At 69.0% G+C, this 13,115-nt stretch carries 15 protein-coding genes; 5 read left to right on the forward strand and 10 right to left on the reverse strand.

Annotated elements, in window-relative coordinates:
• Positions 1-9: 9 nt before the first annotated feature.
• From AB0J95_RS28635 to AB0J95_RS28655, 5 genes are all read right to left on the reverse strand, one after another.
• Complete coding sequence (locus AB0J95_RS28635) at positions 10-351, reverse strand: DUF3618 domain-containing protein (RefSeq protein WP_364764277.1); 342 nt, start codon at positions 349-351, stop codon at positions 10-12.
• The gene (locus AB0J95_RS28640; protein ID WP_364764280.1) at positions 348-746 is read right to left on the reverse strand and encodes a phage holin family protein; all 399 of its coding nucleotides are present in this window, start codon (positions 744-746) and stop codon (positions 348-350) included. The genes AB0J95_RS28635 and AB0J95_RS28640 overlap by 4 nt, the downstream gene beginning before the upstream one ends.
• Before the next feature lie 51 nt (positions 747-797).
• Complete coding sequence (locus AB0J95_RS28645; RefSeq protein ID WP_364764627.1) at positions 798-1,709, reverse strand: RNA polymerase sigma-70 factor; 912 nt, start codon at positions 1,707-1,709, stop codon at positions 798-800.
• Positions 1,706-2,851, reverse strand: coding sequence for an FAD-dependent oxidoreductase (locus AB0J95_RS28650; protein ID WP_364764283.1), 1,146 nt, complete (start codon positions 2,849-2,851; stop codon positions 1,706-1,708). The genes AB0J95_RS28645 and AB0J95_RS28650 overlap by 4 nt, the downstream gene beginning before the upstream one ends.
• A gap of 125 nt (positions 2,852-2,976) precedes the next feature.
• Positions 2,977-3,879 carry an SDR family oxidoreductase gene (locus AB0J95_RS28655; RefSeq protein WP_364764286.1) on the reverse strand — a complete coding sequence of 301 codons (903 nt, stop codon included), beginning with the start codon at positions 3,877-3,879 and terminating at the stop codon, positions 2,977-2,979.
• 167 nt (positions 3,880-4,046) lie between these two features.
• Here AB0J95_RS28655 and AB0J95_RS28660 point away from each other — a divergent pair, with 167 nt between their 5' ends.
• The 3 genes from AB0J95_RS28660 to AB0J95_RS28670 are packed head-to-tail and all read left to right on the forward strand — an operon-like array spanning position 4,047 to position 6,159.
• Entirely contained in the window at positions 4,047-4,487 is a 441-nt protein-coding gene (locus AB0J95_RS28660) for a MarR family transcriptional regulator (protein WP_364764289.1), read from the forward strand.
• Positions 4,484-5,104, forward strand: coding sequence for an NAD(P)-binding domain-containing protein (locus AB0J95_RS28665; protein WP_364764292.1), 621 nt, complete (start codon positions 4,484-4,486; stop codon positions 5,102-5,104). The genes AB0J95_RS28660 and AB0J95_RS28665 overlap by 4 nt, the downstream gene beginning before the upstream one ends.
• Complete coding sequence (locus AB0J95_RS28670; protein WP_364764295.1) at positions 5,101-6,159, forward strand: LLM class flavin-dependent oxidoreductase; 1,059 nt, start codon at positions 5,101-5,103, stop codon at positions 6,157-6,159. Before AB0J95_RS28665 ends, AB0J95_RS28670 begins: the two co-directional genes overlap by 4 nt.
• A 4-nt stretch (positions 6,160-6,163) precedes the next feature.
• Here AB0J95_RS28670 and AB0J95_RS28675 read toward each other — a convergent pair whose 3' ends face one another.
• The gene (locus AB0J95_RS28675; protein WP_364764298.1) at positions 6,164-6,307 is read right to left on the reverse strand and encodes a hypothetical protein; all 144 of its coding nucleotides are present in this window, start codon (positions 6,305-6,307) and stop codon (positions 6,164-6,166) included.
• A gap of 158 nt (positions 6,308-6,465) precedes the next feature.
• Here AB0J95_RS28675 and AB0J95_RS28680 point away from each other — a divergent pair, with 158 nt between their 5' ends.
• Entirely contained in the window at positions 6,466-7,782 is a 1,317-nt protein-coding gene (locus AB0J95_RS28680) for a pyridoxal-phosphate dependent enzyme (protein WP_364764301.1), read from the forward strand.
• Here the strand turns inward: AB0J95_RS28680 and AB0J95_RS28685 are convergent.
• Positions 7,779-9,038, reverse strand: coding sequence for a tannase/feruloyl esterase family alpha/beta hydrolase (locus tag AB0J95_RS28685; protein ID WP_364764304.1), 1,260 nt, complete (start codon positions 9,036-9,038; stop codon positions 7,779-7,781). The two genes, AB0J95_RS28680 and AB0J95_RS28685, sit on opposite strands and share 4 nt — an antisense overlap.
• A 146-nt stretch (positions 9,039-9,184) precedes the next feature.
• Between AB0J95_RS28685 and AB0J95_RS28690 the strand changes: the two genes are divergently transcribed.
• Entirely contained in the window at positions 9,185-10,048 is an 864-nt protein-coding gene (locus tag AB0J95_RS28690; RefSeq protein ID WP_364764307.1) for a PHB depolymerase family esterase, read from the forward strand.
• On the opposite strand, the gene AB0J95_RS28695 is transcribed toward AB0J95_RS28690, so the two are convergent.
• The 3 genes from AB0J95_RS28695 to AB0J95_RS28705 are packed head-to-tail and all read right to left on the reverse strand — an operon-like array spanning position 10,038 to position 13,113.
• Positions 10,038-10,853, reverse strand: coding sequence for a carbohydrate ABC transporter permease (locus AB0J95_RS28695; RefSeq protein ID WP_364764309.1), 816 nt, complete (start codon positions 10,851-10,853; stop codon positions 10,038-10,040). The two genes, AB0J95_RS28690 and AB0J95_RS28695, sit on opposite strands and share 11 nt — an antisense overlap.
• Positions 10,854-10,858: 5 nt before the next feature.
• Positions 10,859-11,827 (reverse strand): sugar ABC transporter permease, encoded by a 969-nt coding sequence (locus AB0J95_RS28700; protein ID WP_364764312.1) that lies wholly within the window; start codon positions 11,825-11,827, stop codon positions 10,859-10,861.
• Positions 11,827-13,113 carry an extracellular solute-binding protein gene (locus AB0J95_RS28705; RefSeq protein WP_364764315.1) on the reverse strand — a complete coding sequence of 429 codons (1,287 nt, stop codon included), beginning with the start codon at positions 13,111-13,113 and terminating at the stop codon, positions 11,827-11,829. The genes AB0J95_RS28700 and AB0J95_RS28705 overlap by 1 nt, the downstream gene beginning before the upstream one ends.
• Positions 13,114-13,115 lie beyond the last annotated feature (2 nt).

The following is a 13,115-nucleotide window of genomic DNA, read 5'->3' on the forward strand; positions in this document are numbered from 1 at the left end:
ATCAAGTTGTCAGCTCAACAGCCGCCGAAGGATCCAGATGGCCACCACCGCTCCTAGTGCGAACGGCACCGGGTTGCGCCGGATCGTGGCGATCAGCTGTTCGGCCGGCTGGGCCACCGGGTCCGGGAGCTTCTCGGCGGCCGCGTGCTGGGCCTTGTCCATCGCCGCGTCGGCCTTGGTGGCCGCGACCGAGGCGGTGTGCATGGCCTTGTCACGCATCTCGCCGGCCTTCTCACGGGCCCGCGCCGGCACGTTCGCCTTGTAGGCCAACGCTTCCGCGGTGTCGCTGAGGCGGCGGCGGGCGTCCGCGATGTCCTGGCGGATCTCCGCTTCGGTCTGGTGCTCGCTCATCGGTGCACCCCTTCCCTGACTGCGGCGATGTCGTTCTTCACGCTGGCGGCGGCCTCCTCGGGCACGGGCGGCGTGGCCTTGCTGACCTGCGACTTCCCGATGAGCGCGGCCACCAGGGCGATCACCAGCAGCGCCGCGCCGACCAGTAGCGCGGCCAGCCAGGCCGCCATGACCAGCGCCAACGCCAGGATCGCGGTGGCGACCAACGCGCCCGCCCCCAGCAACGCCAGCACACCCGCGGCGCCGAACATCCCGGCGCCGATCCCGGCCCGCTTGCCCTTCTGCCTCAGCTCGGCCGCGGCCAGCCGCATCTCGTCGCGGACCAGCCTGGACAGCTGCTCGGACGCGTCCGAGACCAGCTGGCTCACCGAACGGTCGTCCGTCTTGATGGACATGCCTCGGGCCTCCTTCCCGGTCTGGAAGGGGCATACCCACCCAGAGCGGAACTAATCCGGTCGTCCACTGTGGACGGAGTGGACCGTCCGGGCGGCCACCGCGCGCAGCTTCTCCGGGTTGGCGACGTTGTGGATCTCCACGACCCGGCCGTCGGCGTCCACCTCGAGGCTCAGCGTGGAGATCACCCGGCCCGCGCCGGTGAACATCACGCCCAGGCCACCGTTCAGCTCGACCAGTTCGACGTTCATCTCCGACGGCAGCACGCCTTCGTACGCGCGGGTGCCGACGGCCGCGAACCAGACGGCCACCTTGTCGGCGCCGGTGATCGGCCGCATCGCCTGGCGCACCTTGCCGCCGCCGTCCGTCCACAGTGTCACGTCCGGCGCGAGCAACTCCATCAGCCCGTTGATGTCGCCGCCGGTCGCCGCGGTCAGGAAGCGCTCGGTGACGGTTCGCTGCTTGGCGCGGTCGGCGTGGAACCGGGGGCGCCGGGCCTGGACGTGGCTGCGGGCGCGGTGCGCGGCCTGGCGCACCGCGTCCTCGGACCGGTCGACCGCGTCGGCGATCTCGCCGTAGCTGAACCCGAACGCCTCCTTGAGCACGAACACCGCCCGTTCCAGCGGGCTCAGCGTCTCCAGCACCACCAGCAGGGCCATCGACACCGAGTCCGCCGCGGCCACGTCCTCGGCGGTGTCGGTGCTGGTCAGGATGGGTTCCGGCAGCCACGGGCCGACGTAGGTCTCGCGGCGGCCGCTGACCGCCCGCAGCCGGTCCATGGCCACGTTCGTCACGATCCGCACCAGGTAGGCCTTGGGGTCGGCGACCTGCGAACGGTCCGCGGCCGACCAGCGCACCCAGCTGTCCTGCACCGCGTCCTCGGCGTCCGCCGCGGTTCCCAGGATCCGGTAGGCGACCGAGAACAGCAGGTTGCGGTACTGGCCGAAAGTCGACTCCGGGATCATCGCGTGTACCGGCCGCCACGCCGCCACGCGAACAGGCCGGCGGCGGGCATCTTCTTCAGCCGCTGGAACGACGGCCACGGCGCGGAGCTCACCGTCTCCTTGTACCAGACCGCGCGCCGCCCGGTCAGGCTCAGCCGCTTGGGCGTCTCGTCCGGACGGACGAACTGGATCACCGCGTCGGCGCGGCCCAGGCTGACCGGGATGTGGAGGTAGCCGAACCGGAACCGCTTGGGCTGCTTGCCGTTCAGCTCCCGCACGATCGACGTCCCGGCGTGCACACCGGTCGGCATGCCGCTCTGGCAGGTGCCGTGCATGAGGCCGTAGGCCTGCTGGACCGCCGCCGAGTCACCGACGGCGTACACGTTCGGGTTGGAAATCGACCTGAGCTGGGGATCGGTGACGATCCGGCCGTGACCGTCGACCTCGAGCCCGGCCTTGGCCGCCAGCGGGGAGACCCGGACGCCGCTGGTCCACAGCACCAGGTCGGCCTCCACCGTCTCGCCGGTCAGCTCGACCGCGTCCGGGCGGATCTTGACGATCTCGACGCCGCTGCGCACCTCGACGCCCAGCCTGGCCAGCGACTCCTGGAGGTAGGCCTTGGCCTTCGGGCCCATCTGCGCGCCCGGTTCCTGACGGCCGAGCAGGACCACGTGCAGGTCCGGGTGGCGTTCGGCGATCTCGGCCGCCACTTCGACGCCGGTCAGGCCGCTGCCGCAGACCGCCACGGTGTTCGCGTTCGTCAGCCGTCCGGCCAGCAGTTCGGCGTCCTGGGCGGTGTTCAGTGTGTACGCGTGATCGTCCGCCCCGGGGACCGTCGCCGTGTCCGCGACGCTGCCCAGCGCGTAGACGAGCTTGTCGTACCCGATTGTGTGTTCGTCGTCGACACGGACGGTATGCGCGTCGATGCCGGTGACCCAGCCCTGGACGAACTCGATGCGGGTGCCCTCGAGCAGTTCGGGGATCCGCAGGTCCGCCAGCTGTTCGCCGGCCGCGGTCTGGTGCAGCCGGAGTCGTTCGGTGAACCGCGCGGTCGCGTTCACGAGGGTGATGGTGACGTCGTCGCGCCGCTTGGTCCGCGCCGCGAGGGTGATGGCGGCTGTCATGCCCGCGTAGCCGCCGCCGAGAACCACGATCCTGGTCATCTGCCGGTCCCTTCTCGTTGTGTCGACCTCGAGACGGGCAGCGCGTGAACTGACGTGACATTAGGTGACCCAGGTCACATCGACATCGCCTGCGCCTGGGCCGACCGCTGAGCGGCGGTCGCCGTCTAGACGGACCAGGCGTCTGGGCGGCGGCCGTCGATGTCCGTGAAGCCGTAGTCGCGGGAGAGTTTGGCGGCGGTCACGGACTTCTGGTTCCACCGTGCGCGGTCCGGGTCGGCAGCGAGGGCGGCGACGGCGCGGCCGACGAACCGGGGCGACTCGGACTCGGCGAACTCGGGCGGGGCGCCGGACTCCAGGGCATCCCGCCAGGTCTCCTCGGTGACGTTGTAGGCGTCGAGCATCATCTCGGAGCGCAGCCAGCCGGGGGTGACGGCGACGGCGGTACACCCGTGCGGGGCCAGTTCGTGGCCGAGGGAGAACGCGAGGCGGTTCACCGAGGCCTTGGCCAGGTCGTAGAACGCCGAGATCCGGTACTCGGTCCGGTTGTGCTTGGCGGTGCCGTCGGTGATCTCCACGTGCAGGCCGCCCGGCTGGTCGATCATCAACGGCAGCAGGTGGTGCGCGGTGATCAGGTGGGTATCCACGCCGAGGCGCAGGATCCGCAGGCCCCGGTCGAGGTCGTGGTCCCAGATGGGGGTGTTCCATTCGGCGGGGCCGCCCTTGAGCCGTTCGGCGCCCCAGATGTCGTTCACCAGGATGTCGATGTGCCCGTGGTCGGCCCGGATCCGGGCGGCGAGCTGCTCGACCTCGACCGGGTCGAGGTGGTCCACCTGGTCGGCGATTCCCTTGCCGCCCAACCGGGTCACCAGCTCGGCGGTCTCCTCGATGGTCTCCGGCCGGTCGTAGTCCGACGCGCCCGACCCATTGGCGCTGCTGCGCCCAGTGCAGATCACCGTCGCTCCGGCCTCACCCAGCGCGGCGGCGATCCCTCGTCCGGCCCCACGAGTCGCGCCCGCGACCACGGCGACCCGTCCGGCCAGGGCAGTACTGTCCGGCGACCACGTCACGATTCGATCGTCGCATTTCCCGGCCCCTCCGGCAAATCGCTTCGACGGATCACCGGATTGCCCGATCGGGCGGCTGACCGCGGAGGTGACCGGCGTCTCTCGCGTCCAAGTAATTGATGTGTCAATATTGACGTGTCAATGAGATGGGGTGTGTGATGGCCGGGCGGATGACGGAGTACGAGTTGTCGGTGTGGCGGTCGCTGCTGGACACGACGGACGATCTGCGAAGGGTGCTGACCGCGCAGCTGCAGGAGTCGGGTGTCTCCAGCGGGGACTACCGGGTGCTGCTGGCGTTGAGCGAGGCCAGGGAGCACCGGCTGCGGTCGTCCGAGCTCGCCGCCGGGATCGACTGGGAACGCAGCCGGCTCAGCCACCACCTCGGCCGGATGGAACGCCGCGGCCTGATCCGGCGGGACGACTGTGCCACGGACAACCGGGGCGCGGAGGTCGTGCTCACCGATGAAGGCGCCGAGGCGTTCCGCAGGGCGGGCCGGCCGCACCTGCGCGCGATCAAGCGGGTGTTCGCGGATGCCTTGTCCGCGCAGCAGTTCGAGGCCCTCGACGACATCCTGACCACCCTGCGCAAGCACATGGAGGCGACGACATGAGCATCGCCATCCTCGGCAGCGGCCACATGGGGCCGATCATCGCCCGGGTCGCGGCCGAGGCGGGGTACGACGTGTCGATCGCCAACTCGGGCGACCCCAGGAACATCGAGCTGATCGCCCAGGTGCTCGCCCCGGGCGCCACGGCGAAGTGGGCGGCGGACGCGGTGAGAGACGCCGACATCGTCGTGCTTTCCCTGCCGGTGCACCGGTTCCCGGAGCTGGACCCGGACCTGGTCGCGGGCAAGCTGGTGATCGACTCGATGAACTACTGGCCGCCGGTCGACGGCGTGCAGGAGATGTTCGAGGACGGCCGGCGCGGCAGCAGTGAGATCGTCGCCGCCCGCCTCGCGAACTCCACGATCGTGAAGACCTTGAACCACCTTGGCTACCACGAGCTCGACGAGGACCGGAACACCGGACGCGCCCTGGGCGTCGCGGGCGACGACACGACCGCGACCAAGACGGTGGCGGAGCTGATCGAACGGATCGGCTACGACGCCGTGCTTTTGGACAGCCTCGCCGACGGGCGGCTGCTGGAACCCGGCGGCCCGGTCTTCGGCGCGCGCCTGACCCGCGCCGGGTTCGAAGCGGCCATTGAGAAAGCGAGACTGTCGTGACCACGGCACAATTCGGGCTGGACACCTTCGGCGACGTCACCGAGGACGCCAACGGCAAGCCGGTGTCGCACGCCGAGGCCATCCGCAACGTCGTCGAGCAGGCCGTGCTGGCCGAACAGGTGGGCGTGCAGTTCTTCGGGATCGGCGAACACCACACGGACGACATGCCCATGCCCGCCGCGGACATCGTGCTGGCGACGATCGCGGGCCGCACCGAGGACATCCGGCTCGGCTCGGCGGTCACCGTGCTCAGCTCGGACGACCCTGTCCGTGTCTACCAACGGTTTGCCACGCTCAACGCCGTCTCCAATGGACGCGCCGAGGTCACCCTCGGCCGCGGTTCGAGCATCGAGTCGTTCCCGCTCTTCGGTTACGACCTCGCCGACTACGAGGAGCTGTTCGAGGAGAAGACGAACCTGTTCGCCGAGCTGATGAAGGGCGAGCCGGTCACCTGGCACGGCAAGACCCGCCCAGCGCTGGACAACCAGGATGTCGTGCCGCACACCGGCGACTTCCCGGTCTGGGTCGGCGTCGGCGGCAGCCCTCAGTCAGTCGTGCGGGCCGCGCACTACGGGTTCTCGCTCATGCTCGCGATCATCGGCGGGCACCCCAAGCGGTTCGCGCCCTACTCGCAGCTGTTCCAGCAGGCGCTCAAGCAGTTCGGCCGCGACCCGTTGCCGGTCGGCGTGCACTCCCCCGGTCACGTCGCCGCCACGGACGAGCAGGCGCAGCGCGAGTTCTGGCCGTACTACCGGGATGTGATCACCCGGGTCGGCAGGACGCGCGGATTCGCCACGCCCACCGAGGCTTCGTACGCGCACGAGGTCGGACCCCATGGGGCGCTTTACGTCGGCTCCCCGGAGACGGTCGCGCAGAAGATCGCGGCCAACCTGCGGGTGTTGCAGGCCACCAGGTTCGACCTGAAGTACGGCATCGGCGGCCTGCCGCACGAGTCGCTGATGACCACGATCGAGCTGTACGGGAACGCGGTCATCCCCCGCGTGCGTGAGCTGCTGGCGACGCCGGCCGCCGGCATGCTGCCTGCGAGCAAGTAAACGCCTACCGACTGGTGCAGGCCGCGACGGTGGGCGCGGCGGGTGCCTTGGCGGTGGCGGTGGCACCCCCGGCGAGGTAGGCGAAGAAGCAGAGCGCCGCGATGATCCCGAGCAGCCGGAGCGGACGGATCTCGCGGGTGCTGGTCACCTTCATTTCCATTTTCGGTGCCCCTCCTCCGGGGTGGCGGTGCCGGCCTCGCTCACGGCCGGTACATGAGTTGTACACACCCCGCCACTGGTAGTCCGACCAGAACAACCCGCGACATGCGGGTACGGTGAGATGGGACGACAGACCCGGGGGTGACCATGGCGGAGTTCGGTTCCGTGCTGGACCAGGTCGGCGGCACGCCGTTGATCCGGCTCAACCGGATGGCGCCGGCCTCCGGCGCGCAGGTCTGGCTCAAGGCCGAGTTCCTCAACCCTGGCGGCAGCGTCAAGGACCGCGCGGCGCTGTCGATGGTGCTGGCCGCGGAGGAATCGGGCGTTCTACAGCCGGGTGGCACGATCATCGAGTCCACATCGGGCAATACCGGCATCGGTCTGGCGATCGTGGCCGCCCAGCGCGGGTACCGGCTCATCGTGGTGCTGCCGGACAAGAGCAGCAAGGAAAAGATCGACACCCTCAAGGCCTACGGCGCCGAGGTGGTCATCACCCCGGGCATGCGGCCACTCGGACATCCCGAGCACATCCGGGAGGTCGCCGCGCGGATCGCCGCGGAGACCGGCGCCTGGTGGGCCGACCAGTACAACAACCCGGCCAACCCGGACGCGCACCGCGCCACCACCGGCCCGGAGATCTGGGCCCAGACCGAGGGCCGGATCACGCATTTCGTCTGCGGCATCGGCACGGGCGGGACGATCACCGGGACGGGTGAGTTCCTCAAACAGATCAGCGACGGCCGAGTCCAGGTCATCGGCGCCGACCCCGAACATTCCACCTACTCGGGCGGCGACGGCAGCCCGTACCTGGTCGAGAGCATCGGCCACTACCGGCATCCGGACACTGTGGACGACGTGTGGCCGGAGTCCTACAACGCCGAGGTGGCCGACCGGATCGAGCGGATCGGCGACCGCGAGTCGATCCTGACCGCGCGTCGCCTCGCGCGCGAAGAAGGCCTGCTCCTCGGCGGTTCGGCCGGAACCGCGGTCGCCGCGGCGTTGCGAGTGGCGCAGCGGCCCGATGACGTCGTGGTCGTGATCATCCCCGACTCCGGCAAGGCCTACCTGTCCAAGTACTACGACGACGAATGGCTTGCGCGGCTTGGTTTCCTGGAGGGTACCGAGACGCTCAGCCCGTCTCCCGTACCGTGGTTGCCGGCCACCGCGACCGTCGGCGACGCGCTCGCCCGGACCGAACCTGATGACCTGTGGCCGGTGTGCGCGGTCCGCGCCGCCGGGCCGCCATCGGTCGCGGAAGTCGTTGGCACGCTGGACATCGCCGCCCTCCGCGACAGCGATGCCGACCCAGCGGCCCTCGTCACCGACCACACCACCGAACCGCTGCCCGCCGTGGGCATCGGCGAGAGCACCGAGACCGTGCTGTCGCGTTTGGACGGCCGGGACGCGGCCTGGGTGCTTGTGGACGGCCGGGTGCACGGCGTGATCCACAAGCACCAGCTCTAACCCAAAGCACAAGTGGCGGCGTCGGTGGCGGCCGGACGGGGAATGGTCGCCGACGCCGGTGGCTGCCTGCCGTTGAGCCAGCCCGCCAACGCGGTGAACGCCGCCCGGAAGCAGGGACCCATGGGCCGCAACAGGTCCGGGTAGGCGTCGTACAGGCCGTCGACGTGGTTGCCGCCCTCGATCCGGTAGTAACGCTGAAGATGCGCCCGGCCCTGGGCGGCGATCATGCGTTGGTACACGTCGGAGTCCTGGCTGATCGGCAGCAACGAGTCCAGCGTGCCGTGCAGGGTGATCATCGGTTTGCCGATCCGGCCGGTCAGCTCGATGCGGGCGACGACCTGGTGGACCGGTCGGGACGCGTAGTCGTAGTCGGCGTCGTCACCGATGTAACCGGGATCGACCTCCTGGCGGTAGATCCGTTGCGTCAGGTCCCAGTAGACCTGCTTGTGGTACGGCCACAGGAACTCCGACCCCGGCGCGAATCCGGCGTCAAGAACCTGCTGCGGCTTGCCATCGCGGAAGCCTCGGATCGCGGGCGGCAGGAACGTCAACAGGTTCGGCCCTTCGGCGCGCCACAACGTGCCTTCCCAGTCGACGCCACCGTCGTACAGCCAGGCGCGGTTCTCCAGCTGCCACCGCACGAGGTAGCCGCCGTTCGACAGTCCCGCGGCGATGGTCCGCTTCGGGAAGCGTCCATAGTGGAACGTCACGGCCAGCTTCGCGGCGATCGTGAGCTGCGTGACCCGGTCGTTCCACTCGACGAGCGCATCACCCGGGCGCTTGCCGTCGGTGAAGAAGTCCGCGCCGGTGTTGCCTTTGTCGGTGGCCGCGAAGGCGTATCCGGCGGCCAGAATCTGGTCGCCGATGGCCCGGTCGTTCGCGTACTGGCGCCGGACTCCTGGTGAGCCGGACACCACGAGCCCGCCGTTCCAGCGTGCGGGCAGGCGCAGGACGAACTGGGAGTCGTGGTTCCAGCCGTGGTTGGTGTTGGTGGTGGAAGTGTCCGGGAAGTAGCCGTCCACCTGAACCCCGGGAACCCCGCTCGGCGCGGGCAGTCCGGCCGACGTCAGACCCGCCCAGTCCGCTTGCACGGTGTGGCCCGTCTTCAGTGTGCCGGTCGTGGTCAGGTCGTCCAAACAGGACTGTTCGGTGTGCGCGGCCCCGGGTACGAACACGGGCGCGCAGGTATCCGCGTGGGCCACCGGTGTGGCCGAGGTGGCAAGGAGAACTCCGGCGATAACCAAGGAAAGCCGCATTGGCCGGACGGTAGGTGGCCACATCGCCGAGCGATATGCGGTCTGCCCACACAAAACGCCTGCGGACTGTAGTGGTTGGCACCGTGGGATCGTCCGGTGACCGTTCGTACCCTCAGAGTGACGACGGTCACAAGGAGGTGGTCGGGATGCGGAGAATCCTCATCGTCCTGGCGGCGCTGCTCGCCCTGGCTCCCCCAGCGTCCGCTGCGGGAACATTGCGGCAGGTCACCGGGTTCGGCAGCAACCCGGGGGCACTGCAGATGTTCGAGTACACCCCGGCCGGCCTGCCCGCTGGGCGCCCGGTCGTTGTCGCCCTGCATGGCTGCACCGAGGACGCGACCTACGGCCAGAACGCGGGCTGGACGGAACTGGCCGACCGCTGGAAGTTCACGGTCGTGCTGCCCCAGCAGGTGATGGCGAACAACATCAGCAAGTGCTTCAACTGGTTCCAGGCCAACGACATCTCGCGCGGCTCCGGTGAGGCCGAGTCGATCGCGCAGATGGCCCGGCGCGGGATCGCCGACGCCGCCGGCAGCCGCGCCTACGTCACCGGGCTTTCCGCCGGTGGCGCAATGACTTCGGTGATGCTGGCGGCGTACCCGGATCTGTTCGCCGGTGGCGCGGTCGTCGCCGGCCTGCCCTATGGTTGCGCCACTTCGATTGTCGACGCCTACACCTGCATGAACCCTGGCAAGGACCTGACTCCCAAGCAATGGGGCGACAAGGTCCGAGCCGCCAGCTCATCCACTGGGCCCCGTCCGGGTGTGAGCATCTGGCAGGGCAGCGCCGACTTCACGGTCAACCCGTCGAACCTGCGTGAGCTCAAGGAACAGTGGACCGACGTGGGCGCAACCGTTGAGACGCACCTGATCATCGGGATGGGCCACGGCCAGCCGGTCTCACCCGGCACCACCGACGGGCACTGCGGGCACGCTGCCGCGTACATCTTGGACGTGGGCGTATGCGCGGCATGGCAGATCGGCCAGTTCTGGGGTATCGCTACCCCTTGACCGATCCGGTCAGGCCGCCGATCAGCCGCCGCTCGGCCAGCACGAAGAACCCCAGCGCGGGCAGCATCGACAACGCGGTGAACGCGAGGATCCGGGAAGTGTCGTAGGTGTACTGGGACTGGAAGGACGCGACACCGAGCGGCAGCGTGAAGTTGCTGGAGTCGTTGAACACCAGGAACGGCAGCAGGTAGGCGTTCCAGCTCGTCACGAAGGCCAGCACGGCCACCGTGGTCAGGGCTGGAACGCTCAACGGCAGCAGGATCCGCCAGAAGAACCCGAGGCGGCTGGTGCCGTCCAGCACGGCGGCCTCCTCGATCTCGGCCGGGATCGCGCGCATGAACGGCCGCAGGATCACGATGGTCACCGGCAGGGAGTACGCCGCCTCGGGAACGGCCAGGGCAAGCGGGCTTTCGAGCATGTGCAGCTGCCGCATCCACAGGTACAGCGGCAGGCTCGCCACACCGATGGGGAACAGCAGGCCGATGGTGAACAGTGTGTACATCGCCTCCCGCCCCTTGAACGAGTACCGGGACAAGGCGAACGCGGTCATGGAACCCAAGGCCACCGCGAGAACCGTTGCCACCACGGCGACCAAACCGCTGTTGAGCAGGAACCGCCAGAAGGCGCCGGAGGTGACAATGAACTCGTAGTTGTCCCAGACCCACGGATCCGGCAGCCCGGCAGGAGCCGAGTTGATCTGCGCGGTGGTGCGGAACCCGCCGAGGATGACGAACAGCATCGGCACCACGGTCACGCCGATGACCAGAACCGCCGCCAGATAAGCGAAGCCGTCGCGGGTCCGCACGCCGGTCACCCGGCCAGCCGGGTCAGCGCGCCCTCGGTGTCCCGGCGCAGCGCGAACCGCTGGTACAGCAGGGCGAACACGAAACAGATCACGAACAGGATCACCGCGACCGCGCTGCCATACCCGAACTGGTACCGCTTGAACCCGTGGTCGATCAGGTAGGTCGCCATGGTCGTCGACGCGTTCGCGGGCCCGCCCAGAGTCATGATCCACACCAGGTCGAACAGCTGCAGCGAGCCGATCACCGACAGGAAGATCCAGATCCGGATCGTCGGCCCCAGCAACGGGATCACCACATGCCGCGTGGTCTGCCAGGAGGAAGCCCCGTCCAGCGCCGCCGCCTCCCGCAACTCCGTGGGGATGTTCTGCAGGGCGGCCAGCAGCAGGATGATCCCGAACCCGATGTACTTCCAGGTGATCACGACGAACAACGTGTACAGCACGAGCGAGGGGTCAGCCAGCCATTGGTGCACCAGCCCGAACGGCCGGAGCAGCGCGTCGACGAACCCGTTGGGCTGCAACAACTGCAACCAGATCACCGCGGTCGTGGCCTCGGAAAGGACGTAGGGCGCGAACACCACGAGCCGCAGGAACGCCCGGCCGCGCAGCTTGCGGTTGAGCAGCAGGGCGAGACCGATGCTGATCGGCAGCTGCACGAGGATGGACAGCACCACGATGATCAGGTTGTGCAGGACGCCCTGCTGGAAAACGGGTCCGGTGATGACGAGCCAGTAGTTGTCCAGCGCGACGAACCGGTCCAGCGCCGCGAACCCGTTCCAGTCGTACAGGCTGTAGTAGGCCGCGACGCCGATGGGCACCAGGACGAACCCGACGAACAGCACCAAGGCGGGCCCGAGCAACACGATCAGCTCGAGCCGCTTGGTGGTGAAGCGGTGGGCCGGCCGCCCCTGCGCCGCGGCCGGCCCGACGGTCACCAGCGCGGGCTTGTCCCGCAGCGTGGTGGCCTCCCGCATCACCGGCCCCCCGTGGAGGCATCCGTGACAGCCTGGACGATCGACTGCGGGGTGCCTTTGCCGGCGAAGAAGTTCGCGATGGCGTCGTTGAGCGCCTGCCCGACCGCGGTGGGGAACGCGATGTCGAAGTAGGTCTGGATGTAGGGCGCCTTCTGCGCCTTCTCCAAAGTGGACTTGGTGGCCGAGTCGGTCACCGCGGCGGCGGCGTCCGGGTTCACCGGCAGGCCGACGCCCGCGGCGGCGAGCTTCTTCTGCACGTCGGCGCCGGTGATGTACTTCAGGAAGTCCGCGCAGGCCGGCGGGGCCTTGGTGGTGCAGGAGAACCCGTCACCGCCGCCGAGCAGCACGGCGGGGTCGCCCTTGCCTCCGCTGACGGCCGGGAACGGGAACCAGCCGAGCTTCGACGAGAGGTCCTTGTCCGAGGTCAGTGCGGCCATTGTGGACGGTTCCCAGTCGCCCTGCAGCTCCATCGCGGCCTGGCCGTTGGCGAGCATGCCCGCCGAGCTGCCCGCACCCTGCTGCGCCGGGGTGCCGAGGAAGGCGTCCTGGAACGGGTTGGTGCCCAGGAACGCCTTGACGTCCTCGCCCGCCTTGGTCCAGCAGCCGTCGTCCAGCTTCATCGTCTTGGACGCGCTCTTCAGCGTGTCGGTCGAGCAGCCCCGGACCGCGAAGTAGGCCCAGTAGAAGGCGTCCGGCCACTTGTCCTTGCCGCCGATGGCGATCGGCGTGACCTTGGCCGCCTTCAGCTTGGTGACCGCGTCGGCCAGTTCGGCCATTGTGGACGGTGGCGCCGTGATCCCGGCGTTGGTGAAGATGTCCTTGCGGTACCAGAAACCGACCGCGTGCAGGACGTACGGGACGCCGTACTGCTTGCCGTCGATCTGCCAGCCGTCCTTGGCCTTGCCCAGCTGACCGATCCAGCCGCTGGTGTCCGCGGTGATGTCCTTGACCTTGCCGGAGGTGATCTGGCTGGCCAGCTGGCCGCCGCCCCACTGCTGGTAGAGGTCGGGCGGGTTGTCCGACTGCAGCGCCAGCGGCACCTTGGTCTGGAACTGCTCGTTCTGGATCGGCTCGACCTGGAACGACACGTTCGGATGGGCGGCGTGGTAGTCGTCGGCCACCTGCTGCCACAGGCTCTTCAGCGGCTCGCTGGATCCGTTGTGCCACCAGGTCAGCGTGACCGGACCAGTTTGGCTGGGTGCCGCATCACCACCCCCGCTGCTGCTGCACGCGGCGACGAGCGCGACGGCGGACATGATGGAGAACGCTGTTCGGATGCTGCGCATTG

Source organism: Actinocrispum sp. NPDC049592, from assembly GCF_040675465.1.
Taxonomy (GTDB): Bacteria; Actinomycetota; Actinomycetes; order Mycobacteriales; family Pseudonocardiaceae; genus Kibdelosporangium.

Coding starts and splice junctions, on each gene's coding strand:
- AB0J95_RS28645 (WP_364764627.1), bottom strand. CDS start 1,709: ATGATCCCGGAGTCGACTTTCGGCCAGTACCGCAACCTGCTGTTCTCG.
- AB0J95_RS28650 (WP_364764283.1), bottom strand. CDS start 2,851: ATGACCAGGATCGTGGTTCTCGGCGGCGGCTACGCGGGCATGACAGCC.
- AB0J95_RS28685 (WP_364764304.1), bottom strand. CDS start 9,038: ATGCGGCTTTCCTTGGTTATCGCCGGAGTTCTCCTTGCCACCTCGGCC.
- AB0J95_RS28690 (WP_364764307.1), top strand. CDS start 9,185: ATGCGGAGAATCCTCATCGTCCTGGCGGCGCTGCTCGCCCTGGCTCCC.
- AB0J95_RS28705 (WP_364764315.1), bottom strand. CDS start 13,113: ATGCGCAGCATCCGAACAGCGTTCTCCATCATGTCCGCCGTCGCGCTC.
- AB0J95_RS28660 (WP_364764289.1), top strand. CDS start 4,047: ATGACGGAGTACGAGTTGTCGGTGTGGCGGTCGCTGCTGGACACGACG.
- AB0J95_RS28635 (WP_364764277.1), bottom strand. CDS start 351: ATGAGCGAGCACCAGACCGAAGCGGAGATCCGCCAGGACATCGCGGAC.
- AB0J95_RS28700 (WP_364764312.1), bottom strand. CDS start 11,827: ATGCGGGAGGCCACCACGCTGCGGGACAAGCCCGCGCTGGTGACCGTC.
- AB0J95_RS28665 (WP_364764292.1), top strand. CDS start 4,484: ATGAGCATCGCCATCCTCGGCAGCGGCCACATGGGGCCGATCATCGCC.
- AB0J95_RS28640 (WP_364764280.1), bottom strand. CDS start 746: ATGTCCATCAAGACGGACGACCGTTCGGTGAGCCAGCTGGTCTCGGAC.
- AB0J95_RS28680 (WP_364764301.1), top strand. CDS start 6,466: ATGGCGGAGTTCGGTTCCGTGCTGGACCAGGTCGGCGGCACGCCGTTG.